This is a genomic window from Secundilactobacillus muriivasis (genome assembly GCF_054785195.1).
Genome location: NZ_BAABMI010000085.1, coordinates 1 through 10,758 on the forward strand (window position 1 = coordinate 1; position 10,758 = coordinate 10,758).

General features: G+C 42.0%; 7 protein-coding genes, 1 pseudogene and 1 riboswitch. Of the genes and pseudogenes, 4 read left to right on the forward strand and 4 right to left on the reverse strand.

Translation table 11 applies throughout. From position 1 onward, the window contains the following. The first annotated feature begins 123 nt into the window (after window positions 1-123). The gene (locus tag ACYVR3_RS15380; RefSeq protein ID WP_243674008.1) at window positions 124-366 is read left to right on the forward strand and encodes a DUF4430 domain-containing protein; all 243 of its coding nucleotides are present in this window, start codon (window positions 124-126) and stop codon (window positions 364-366) included. 169 nt (window positions 367-535) lie between these two features. On the opposite strand, the pseudogene ACYVR3_RS15385 reads toward ACYVR3_RS15380, so the two are convergent. Beyond that, a pseudogene (locus ACYVR3_RS15385) lies at window positions 536-766 on the reverse strand (beta-xylosidase family glycoside hydrolase); the annotation flags it as partial. Window positions 767-787: 21 nt separating this feature from the next. Then, window positions 788-975, forward strand: a riboswitch (cobalamin riboswitch). A 308-nt stretch (window positions 976-1,283) separates the two neighbouring features. On the opposite strand from ACYVR3_RS15385, the gene ACYVR3_RS15390 reads away from it, so the two are divergent. The 3 genes from ACYVR3_RS15390 (at window position 1,284) to ACYVR3_RS15400 (ending at window position 5,477) form a co-directional block, all read left to right on the forward strand. After that, the gene (locus tag ACYVR3_RS15390) at window positions 1,284-3,530 is read left to right on the forward strand and encodes a DUF5776 domain-containing protein (RefSeq protein ID WP_461244938.1); all 2,247 of its coding nucleotides are present in this window, start codon (window positions 1,284-1,286) and stop codon (window positions 3,528-3,530) included. 101 nt (window positions 3,531-3,631) lie between these two features. Continuing rightward, complete coding sequence (locus tag ACYVR3_RS15395; protein WP_461244939.1) at window positions 3,632-4,678, forward strand: fucose-binding lectin II; 1,047 nt, start codon at window positions 3,632-3,634, stop codon at window positions 4,676-4,678. Window positions 4,679-4,703: 25 nt separating this feature from the next. Then, complete coding sequence (locus tag ACYVR3_RS15400) at window positions 4,704-5,477, forward strand: DUF4430 domain-containing protein (RefSeq protein ID WP_461244940.1); 774 nt, start codon at window positions 4,704-4,706, stop codon at window positions 5,475-5,477. Between the two features lie 169 nt (window positions 5,478-5,646). Here ACYVR3_RS15400 and ACYVR3_RS15405 read toward each other — a convergent pair whose 3' ends face one another. The 3 genes from ACYVR3_RS15405 to ACYVR3_RS15415 form a co-directional block, all read right to left on the reverse strand. After that, window positions 5,647-7,269 carry a glycoside hydrolase family 43 protein gene (locus tag ACYVR3_RS15405; RefSeq protein ID WP_461244941.1) on the reverse strand — a complete coding sequence of 541 codons (1,623 nt, stop codon included), beginning with the start codon at window positions 7,267-7,269 and terminating at the stop codon, window positions 5,647-5,649. A 32-nt stretch (window positions 7,270-7,301) separates the two neighbouring features. Further along, entirely contained in the window at window positions 7,302-8,780 is a 1,479-nt protein-coding gene (locus ACYVR3_RS15410) for an MFS transporter (protein ID WP_461244942.1), read from the reverse strand. Between the two features lie 699 nt (window positions 8,781-9,479). Continuing rightward, on the reverse strand, window positions 9,480-10,385 hold the full coding sequence (locus tag ACYVR3_RS15415) for a helix-turn-helix domain-containing protein (RefSeq protein WP_461244943.1): 906 nt from the start codon (window positions 10,383-10,385) through the stop codon (window positions 9,480-9,482). Window positions 10,386-10,758: the final 373 nt, after the last annotated feature.

The window sequence follows — 10,758 nt, forward strand, 5'->3', positions numbered from 1 at the left end:
GTGAGCGTCAATTAACCACCAGTCTGCAAATGGTCGTTTTAGCGTTTTTAGCACTATTACTTAAGAGATTTTAGACAGCTTCTAAGAGTTGATGGCTACAAAAAGACATTCTACGCTAAGAGCATGCGGGTCAAAAAGAACGCTAACGCCTTTTCAGTCCTCAAGCAGACCAAATTAAAGATCAGCTACATTCCGGGACATTCCGTTTACATCAACGGAATTAACGGTCTCCGCGAGAATGATGTGAAAACCGGTTCCGGTTGGATGTTCAGCGTTAACCATAAGTTTATTGATCACGCAGCCAATCTAACGCCATTGAAGAGTGGCGATCGTGTTCACTGGTACTTTACGACGAAGGGCTATTAATTCAGTGTTAGAACCCTAAGAGCCTATTAGTAGAAAAAATAAAGCAACCTAAAATGAGCTGGAAGTCAACAGACAATCTCGTCTGCTTAGCTTCCAGCTCATTTTGTTTTGAGCCCGGTCTTTATTGTTTATTTCTATCATAGCCTGACCGACCCTTTTTGACCTCAGGCTACTCGTCTAATTCCTTATAATCAAAGTAATCAAAAGTGGCCGTTGCATCATAACCCGAATAGTCCACCGCTGCCAATCCTACAAATGCCCCGGTGAAGAAACCACCATAAGTTTGTAAGACATAATCATCGGAAAGAACAGCTGCATCCAAGGTTACCGGAACCTCATGCCAGGTCTCGCCATCAAACGAGTATTCATAAGTGTAACTCTGTTTACGAACCTTACACTTTTTAATAAATTGTCGGAAACGCTTACTAAACGTGTTATAATTTTCACTGTTAAGAAACATCGTAAACCGGAAAAAGGTGAAAAGCCTTTGCAGCCCCTTAGCTACTGTAAGATCAACTAACCCGTCGCAACTCACTGGGTATCAACCTGGGAAGAGGACAGGTGTTAGGTCAAGATCGAGTCAGGAGACGTTTATGATGTTGATTGCAAAGTATCTTAAGGGTCGACTTTGGCAATTAATGACATTACTACACGATATTTTATTTACTGTGCATTAAATATCTGTATTTAAGTTATTAATGATTAATCTCGGCCCCGCTAGGATAACTAGTTGGGCTTTTTTCGTTGGGTAGTTTTAGTTTTATTGGGTTACTTTTTAGGACAGCTGCGCAAAGTAGAAACTTCCACATAAGCATCTCTGACAGAAATTCCCCAAAACTAGGGATTTTTATCGAAGGGGACTTATGTTCCAGTTTCTAATCGCTTTGCTCCGCTCACTTACTTTGAGGAGGGTTTTTATGAATAAGAAACGACTTATTTATTGGATCTCGCTAATATTAGGCGTCTTCCTGTTATTTATCGGCGGTAGTTCCGTTGCTAAGGCTGATACAGCATCGGATGTTGATTCCGCAATTGCAACTGGGGTTAATAATACAGCGCAAAAGGGCGATTCACTTGGCCCCTGGGACGCACCAATCTTAGCGATGAGTTCTAACGGAATTACGGATGCTCAAGCTCAAGCTATTTATCAAACAATTATTCAAAACAACAGGACCATCAGTGGAGTCGATACCGGTGCAAAAGCGGTTTCTGATGTCGCTGCAATTATTGGCTTGAGCGCTATTGGTAAAAATCCAGCGAACGTTGAAGGTAAAGATCTCATTGCAAAGGTCGTCGATAATGCCAACAATGCAACTGACTTTTATTCAATTGTCAACGATCTAGAAGGACTAAGCAGTGGCAATTATGGAACTGCTGCGCAAAACGCAAGAAAGACGCTAACGGCTGCATTGATTACTCAAGCTAAAAACGGAACATGGACTTACAGTTACACTTATGGTGGGACTGAATACTCTAGTACTCTTGATCCAACTGGCCAAGCCATATTAGTACTTTCAATGAATACTGATCAGCCAAACGTTAAAGATACCATTAGTAATGCAATTTCTGCGATTGAAAAAACACTATATCAAAAAAATGGTGGCTTTTCAGATAGTTCTGAGACAGAAACCAACTATAACGATGTTACTTTAACTAATGCTCTCGCCGCTGCGGGTACCAATGTTTATTCCGCACTGAATAATCAGACTGATTACGTTTCACCAATTCAACGATTACTTGATCAAAAGGTCTCTTCCACCCCAAGCGATTCATTTCTCCTTTACGAAGGCACGTCTGCTCTCCAACAAGCTAAATTTACAAAAGATGGTGGAATCGGTTCAATTTTCGCTTTTAATCAAAACGCAGCCCTCAAACCAGGCGAACTCGCCAGTTTAAATACAGCTGCTACTACAAAGAAACAAGCTATCGGTAATGATTCACAGGCAACCACAACTGATCAAAATAATGCAACCAACACTGTAAGCCAAATCCTTGCTACCTATACCGCCAAAATCAATGCTGATAACACTAGTGCTGAAGCTATTGCCGATCGAAACGCTGGTGTTGCTGAAATCAATAATGTTACTGTCGCTCACACGGCTCCTATTATAGTGCCAAATAGTGGCATATCAGTATCCACGACGGCTCCAAGTGCAACAACCGCTGCGCCAATCAGCACACCTACAACTACCCCGGTCGTAACTTCAACGACTACCAGTAAAAAGCCAAGCGTCAATGGTTCAGTTGTTTACGGTCTAACTACCATTAAGTTATACAAAAACACGAATTTCACAAAATCAAATCTTACAAAGACTTATAAAAAGCAAGCTCGAGTTAACCGCCCAATGTTCTTGGTCATCAGTCAAACAACCAACAAACAAGGCAAGGCAGTTTATAAAGTCAAAGACACCAAGAGTGGCAAAACTGGTTACACGCTTTCGGGATCGAAGTACTTTAAAAACGCCTACTACTCGGCCAAAGTAACCAAGATTAAAGTCATTAACCCCAAGGGAATCAATGAATACGGTAAGGTTAAATTAACCGACAAGAAACGGCACGTTAAAAAGAATACTTCGTTAACCGTTAAAAAGGTCGTTAATTATGGCCACACAACCCGCTTCTTATTAACAAACAATCGTTATGTTTCAGCTAACAAGAAGTTGGTCTTGGCAACTAAAATTAGTAAGGCTAAGGAGACAGCAACTACGCCTTCAACAACTATAAACACCTCTACAACATCAACCTCTACTCCTACAACTACTGATTCAACAACCTCAAGTACCACAACTACCAACTCGACGGCAACGCTGCCTACTAATAATACGTCAGTGACCCCTACACCAGTAGTTCCAACGGCTACTGAAACGGTAACCGTTAAAGCCACCGCTAATGGCAGCGTGCTTTCAAGTGGCAATGTCACAATTCCAGTTGGTTCTACCGCTTTAGATGCTTTGTATGCGTTAGCTCAACAAAATGGGCTCAACGTCACAGTTTCTGGCTCTGGAAGTTCTGCATACGTTACCGGCATCAATGGGTTTAACGCCGGCCCTTCAGGAACCAATACTGGTTGGACATGCTTTGTAAGTGGTAACTTCATTCAAACTTCTCTGGGTGCTTACGTACTCAAGAGTGGGGATACCGTTTCAATGGAATATACAAAATAGGCTATCTTATTACTCATTCCTTTAACAAAAAGATCTGAATTGAGAAATCCAGATCTTTTTCATTGAGAAAACTCAAACCTGTCATTAAGGGAGAATATACAATGACTAAAACAATTAAAACTTTATTATCAACTGCTGCCTTAATCCTAACCACATTTACTTTCGCAACTGGGGCTAATGCGGCTTCAACGAAGAAAGCCAGCGTTTCAACTATTCAGCGCCGAACAGCTTTGACGTATTCTTATGCTAAAAAGATGATCAAAACCAACAAAACGGGCCTTTCAGGTAATTCTAGCTCAATCTTCAGTCAAAAGCTTTATCCAGAAACCGGTGCCTCAGCGGGTTATTCAGACTTTTTATTGGGCTTGAAGGGTAACGGCTACAAATTTACCACCAATGAAAAAAATCTGTTACGCAAAAATCTGGTGGTTCGAAGCAATAGTCCAGCTGCCACGTTAGCTAATGCCGTAATGGCCGTGCAAACAATGGGGCTAAACGCTCAGAATTACAAACCGTATGGTCAAAAAAAGGGGATTAATTTAGTATCTCGCCTCTACAAGACCAGTATCACTAACCAGACCGCTAGTGCACAATCTCAAACCCTAATTGCCATTTCAATGAGTAACAAATTCAAACAACCTAAGGGTGCCAAATTCAGCAAGGCCAGTCTTAGTAATCAGCTAGTTAAGGTTCAGCTCAATAACAACGGCTGGACTTACAATAATCGACAAGGTACCAAGGACGCTGATACAACTGCAATGGCTCTCACTGCGCTCTCTCGTGGCAAATCAAGTGCAAGCAACGTCAGGATAAGTATTCAAAAAGGGCAACAGTTCCTATTTGATATTGCGCAGAAGAATGGCACTTTTGGTTATACATTCAATGGCAAGACAACGCCAAACGCCAATTCAACCGCCGAAGCCATCATTGCCTTATCCAATGATTCAGCTACTAAAAAGTACGTCAACAGTAGCGCAATGAAGGCATCGCAAACGGCCACGCCACTTTACGCCATGCTGACATACGTTAATAACACTGGTTCAATCAAGAAGGCAGCTACTCAACTATACGGTGTCGGTCAAGTAAACCTCGCCATCGCTGCTTACAAAGCTGCTCTCAAGAATCGATCTGTTTATACGATTAATTAGTCCCCAACGTTAGTGAGGTGCAAAAATGAAACGAAACAATATGAAGAAAGTCATTGGGTTCATTCTTGCGTTTGTGTTAACGATTGGTCTTGCCTTTGGAATTCAACAGGTAGTTTCATCTAAAAGCCACTCTGACAGTCCCCGAACTTCAAAGCAGGCAGCCAGTTCTTCCAGTAAATCAAGCTCACAGAAGCAACCAGCCAAAAAAGCCAGCTCTGATAAAGTAAAAAAGACGCCTTCGAACAAAAGGGATGCTAAGAAGCCGGATGGTAAAAAAGCAGTTGGCAGTCAGTCAAGTAAATCGAATTCTACGAAGCCTGGCAAGCAAACAACCAAAACTCGCAAGCAGGCGGCAACCACTAGTCCTAAAAAGACTGCTACCAAGAAGACTGCTACAACTCCAAAGAGCGATAAACTTGGTAAAGTCAACCATAAGAATGAGACCAAGGTCGTTGCTGGCAACTCCAAAGCTGCCAGCAAACCGGGTAACACCGCCAATACCATCAAGATTTATTTAAGAGTTGATGGCTACAAAAAGACATTCTACGCTAAGAGCATGCGGGTCAAAAAGAACGCTAACGCCTTTTCAGTCCTCAAGCAGACCAAATTAAAGATCAGCTACATTCCGGGACATTCCGTTTACATCAACGGAATTAACGGTCTCCGCGAGAATGATGTGAAAACCGGTTCCGGTTGGATGTTCAGCGTTAACCATAAGTTTATTGATCACGCAGCCAATCTAACGCCATTGAAGAGTGGCGATCGTGTTCACTGGTACTTTACGACGAAGGGCTATTAATTCAGTGTTAGAACCCTAAGAGCCTATTAGTAGAAAAAATAAAGCAACCTAAAATGAGCTGGAAGTCAACAGACAATCTCGTCTGCTTAGCTTCCAGCTCATTTTGTTTTGAGCCCGGTCTTTATTGTTTATTTCTATCATAGCCTGACCGACCCTTTTTGACCTCAGGCTACTCGTCTAATTCCTTATAATCAAAGTAATCAAAAGTGGCCGTTGCATCATAACCCGAATAGTCCACCGCTGCCAATCCTACAAATGCCCCGGTGAAGAAACCACCATAAGTTTGTAAGACATAATCATCAGAAAGAACAGCTGCATCCAAGGTTACCGGAACCTCATGCCAGGTCTCGCCATCAAACGAGTATTCATAAGTGTAACTCTGTTTACGAACCTTCGTCTTGAACCAGACGTATTCAACACCATCTGGAATGGCAATCGCATCATCCTTCAGGTAAGACGTGTAGTTCCCACGATTGTTTTCAGCAACTTCAATGACGTGACCTTTCTTTTCATCCCACGTAATAAAGATCCATGACCAGTGCTTGTCATTGTAGAAGTTTGTTAAGCCAGCCATCTGTTGATACGTAAACGGATCGAATTTGACCTTCGTTTCAGCATCAAAATTAAACGCCTGCCAACGACTCGCAATCATCGAAACATCGAAATTACTTGCCAGTGAGAAGTGCCCAACCAGTTTCAACTGACCATCACCAAATGATCCCATGTGCTCGCTAAATGGCACTCTCAATGTGTTCCAGTCGTAGTCGAGCGTCTCTGAATCGAACTCATCATGCCGCGAATGATCTAACGGTGCGTCAGTCTCAATGGCATCCTTTGGCGCATCTACTTCTACTTGACCGCCGTGGCCGCCAACAACTCGTGGCCAGCCCTGATCGTCCCATTCAACTTTTTGAATAGATGTTTCTCGACCTAGTGTACTCCAGCCACGTGGGTCATATGCGGACTCGTTTTTATGATTCCAAGGACGGGCCATCAATGAGGCATAGTACCACTCACCGCCTGGTGTGTTAACCAAAGCGCCATGACCTTGCTTTTGAATCGCCAAGTCTGGTGTATCAAAGTTCGTAATAAATGGACCATCTGGTTCGGTTTCAAATGAATCAGCGTCCAATGTCTTTGACCGTGCAACGACTTCCTGGTGAGTAAAGACCGTGCCGCCTTGCGCTGCAAATAGATAGTAATAACCATCCTTCTGATACAGATGTGGCCCTTCAACCAGCTTTACATCAGTTCCACGATAAATGGTTCGAGCAGTCTTTGGATCTAATTTCATCGTCTTAGTATCAAACTCAGTCAGCGTAATGCCGTCAAATGGGTGGTGGTATTCACGGTGATCCCAAGTCTGTTGAACCAGATACTTACGGCCATTCTGATCGTGGAACAGGGAAGCATCAAAGCCCACGCCATTCACCCTGATCGGATCACTCCACGGACCAGTGATGTTTTCTGCCGTTGTCAGATAATTGGTCATATCCTTAAAGGCGCCCTCAGTAACCTTGACATCCGTATAAATCAGCCAAAACTTACCGTCAGCGTATGACAAATCCGGTGCCCAAATACCGCCTGAAGCTGGGTTACCCTTCATATCCAATAACGTAGTCGTTGATAGCGGAGACGGTAATAATTTCCAGTGAACCATATCCTTGGATTCATGAAGCCGAACGCCAGGGAACCATTCAAAGGTCGAATTGGCGATGTAATACGTGTCACCAACTCTAATCATACTTGGGTCGGCGTTAAAGCCTGGTAATACTGGGTTTGAAATTTTCATGACAATATTTCCTTTCTATTACTTACTAATTATTAAAGTTGACCTTCACTCTTACGTTTGTCAATTTCCAAGTTAATTCGATCAACATCCTTGTCACTCAATGGGTATTTGCTCATAATCCACATTGCAACTAATGCCAAGACGATTGGTGCCCAAATCATTGAGAACTGGATTCCCATCAAAGCAGAAGCACTTTGGTGAGCTTTAGCACCATCAAACTTGAAGAAGGCGTTGATATAACCTGGAATAATGCCACCTAAAGCTAGTCCAATCTTGAAGAACAGGCCCATGATAGCGTTGATAATTCCGGCAACCCGTTTCTTTGATTGGTATTCACCATAAGAAACAACTTCTGGTACCAATGACCACATGTAACCAGTAGCGGCGGTAATTCCCCATTGCATCAAGAAACGACCAACGTAGCCAAGTAATGGTGAGTCTTTAAATGCAGGCATTTGCCAAACCCACAAAATGAGTTGGCCAACGATGAATAATGTTAAGAAAATGTAGAAGAACTGTTTTTTACCGATCTTCTTACGAACAATTGGCCATAAGAATACTAGGAAGATTCCTGGAATGGACCCAATCAAGTTAATGGAAGCAACCCATTCTGGATGACCAACGTTATATTGCATGTAGAATGGCCAAACAGTGTTACCAAAGAACATGAAGGTAAAACCAATTAGGAAGAACATCCCCAATACTTGGAGAGGTTTGTTACGTTTGATTTCAGCGAACAGATCTGAGTATTTAACGGCATCAGTTTCCTCAGCGGTCGGCAATACTCGTTCTTTAACGCCGAAGTAGGTCACCATCAATAACGCAAAGCCAATCACCATGTAGATTGACATAACCAAGAAGTATGCACCCCCAGCATGAGGTGATGCATAATTCCCAAGATGTAACTTAATTCCAAAGAAACCAATGTCTTTTAATTGCTTGTCTGGGGAAGCCAGTTGAACAAACAGCGGTAAGAATGTATAAACCATCAAGTTACCAATGTTAGCTTCGGTCATCCGGACAGTTGTCAAAGTCGAAACTTCATCGTTATCCCGAGTAAGTGACGCATTCAGAGCACCATACGGGATGTTAACAAATGAGTAAATCATTGCGGTTGCCATGTATGAGATGAACGCAAAGATCACATTTCCCCGAACAGCTTCCATTGGGAAGAATAGTAAGGCCGCGCATACGGTTAATGGAATTCCAAAATATAAAATGAACGGTCGGTACTTACCTCGTTTAAACTTACTCCTATCAACAACAGCTCCAACATAAGGATCCCAGAAAACGTTGATCCAACGAACGATCAGAAAAATAGTTGCCCCAACTGTGGCAGAAATTCCAAAAACGGTGGTTAAATAAAACAGTAACATTGAACCAACCGTACCAAAAATAAGGTTCTGGGCTAAATCACCGGCACCATAACTAATTCGCTCACCCCATGAGAGCTTGGCGAATTCTTTTTCGGCAACGTGTTTAGTCGCAGCATCATTAACATTACTTGCCATGTTTCATTCTCCTTTGCTTATAGCATACAAATGACAGCGTTAGTAAACCTATGACCATCAATGAGGCGATCTACTCAATAAAACAACCGTCACCAATTGCTTTTCATTTGCTGATTAATGGTATCTGAACGAATTGCAGTTTGTAAGTTGGTTAGAAATTTAGCAAATGATTTTTTGGTTTTAGTAATCCATATCGAGCAAGTCGCCCCGTTAACACAGAGGTTTACTTAACTACAGTTCACATTGTATCCGCTTTCAGTCAATAACATTAACTTAGTTTTTAACCGGAATTAGTTAATTTGTGACCATATAAATTGATAATAACTTTCCCGCTTTTTTCGAAAATGAGACTATTTTATCTTTATAAAATTAGACTGTTGATCAAAATAATAAGCATCAGTTAAAGTCGAAAAATCATTTGCCTTAACTGATGCTTGGATTCGAAATTACTGTTGGATTTTTGTTTTTCAGTTGATGTTCTGTCTTAGTTAGAGTGAAATTACTTTGTAGTGCAAGGAATTGTGTAAGCCATCTAGCGAAAAGTTTAGGCCGCTTTTTTTGTTGTTCGCTGTTGTGTGGCGTAGGACCGCTCTGCAAAGCAGAAAGCTGCACCTAAGTTACTCCTGCCAAAAGCCGTGGGCCTGGGCTTTTGGCAGGAGTGACTTAGGTGCAGCTTTCTAAACGCTTTGCTTCGCTCACTTATTCAAAGTGTCCACTCTGTGCTACCGACCTTACCGTTCTCTTTGGGCTGATTTGTTTTCGGTATTCACTCGGGGTAATTCCTGACCATTTTTTAAATTGCTTACTGAAATTTGAAATGCTGCTGGCACCCATCATATACGTGACATCTTCAATTGAGTATTCCATATACCCTAACAGTAGTTTAGCTTTACGGTATTTCTTTTCATCAATGAATCGAAGCGGGGTCATTCCATACACTTTTCTAAATGTCCGGTGCCCATAACCGCTGCTAATATCAATTTGCTTGCAGATGTCTCCAAATGAGAACTGATGATGATCACTCTTATCAATCCCCTCCGTTATTAACGTTGCCATCTTTCGAGCAACCTTAGCCTCTCGTTCAGTGAAATGGAGTTGATCCTCACGGGAGAATTCGGATAATTTTTCGGTCAACTCATATAAATAACTCAACAACCGAATTTGAATTTTGAGGTTAACCTGCTCTTCCGTCAGTTTGACGCCCTTACTGTACTTAACAATGTCTAAAGCCGCGGCCATCGAAGCCTTGGCAACTGGATTATCCGGGGGAATCACGGCATTTGCAATATTACTGATAATCGCTGACTTAAGTCCCAGACTCTCAAAGTTAAAATGAAAGCAAATATAGGTCATTTCTTTGTCTTTACTGGCATTGCGATTATTGTGGAGTGTCCCTGGGGCAATAATTAACGCGCTTCCCGGCCCATACGTCATGGGAGCAAACCCTTTTAAAGTCGTCGTTTGCGAGCCTTTTAAGACACACATCAATTCAAACGCTTGGTGCTTCTGCTCAAAAAAGCTCCAGCCCCCTGGAACCGTATGCTGGTGACCACCAAATATATATAGCCCAGATTCAACAACCGGTATTGAAATAAAATTTTTCATACTTGTTCACCCTCAAAATAGTGAGCGGAGCAAAGCGTTTAGTAGCTAGAGCCTAAGTTATTTCGGCCGAAAATTCTGATTTTAGATTTTTAGCCGAGATGACTTAGACACAGGCTGCTGCTTTGCGGAGCTGTCCTAAAATTAGTGAGTGCAACAAAGCGCTTAGAGATCTCAGTATAAGTCTCCTTGAATAAAAATCCCTGTTTGGGAGATTTTTGTTCGAGGTGTTTACGCATAGACTTTTGCTTTGTGCGACAATCTCACATTCAACATTGAAATCGCTATCACTAAGAAGATGTCTAAAATCTCTTAAGTAATAGTGCTAAAAACGCTAAAACGACCATTTGCAGACTGGTGGTTAATTGACGCTCAC

What these genes read in the sequence shown, in the direction of transcription:
- ACYVR3_RS15390 (WP_461244938.1), top strand. Translation starts at nt 1,284, where the DNA reads ATGAATAAGAAACGACTTATTTATTGGATCTCGCTAATATTAGGCGTC.
- ACYVR3_RS15410 (WP_461244942.1), bottom strand. Translation starts at nt 8,780, where the DNA reads ATGGCAAGTAATGTTAATGATGCTGCGACTAAACACGTTGCCGAAAAA.
- ACYVR3_RS15395 (WP_461244939.1), top strand. Translation starts at nt 3,632, where the DNA reads ATGACTAAAACAATTAAAACTTTATTATCAACTGCTGCCTTAATCCTA.
- ACYVR3_RS15405 (WP_461244941.1), bottom strand. Translation starts at nt 7,269, where the DNA reads ATGAAAATTTCAAACCCAGTATTACCAGGCTTTAACGCCGACCCAAGT.
- ACYVR3_RS15380 (WP_243674008.1), top strand. Translation starts at nt 124, where the DNA reads ATGCGGGTCAAAAAGAACGCTAACGCCTTTTCAGTCCTCAAGCAGACC.
- ACYVR3_RS15400 (WP_461244940.1), top strand. Translation starts at nt 4,704, where the DNA reads ATGAAACGAAACAATATGAAGAAAGTCATTGGGTTCATTCTTGCGTTT.
- ACYVR3_RS15415 (WP_461244943.1), bottom strand. Translation starts at nt 10,385, where the DNA reads ATGAAAAATTTTATTTCAATACCGGTTGTTGAATCTGGGCTATATATA.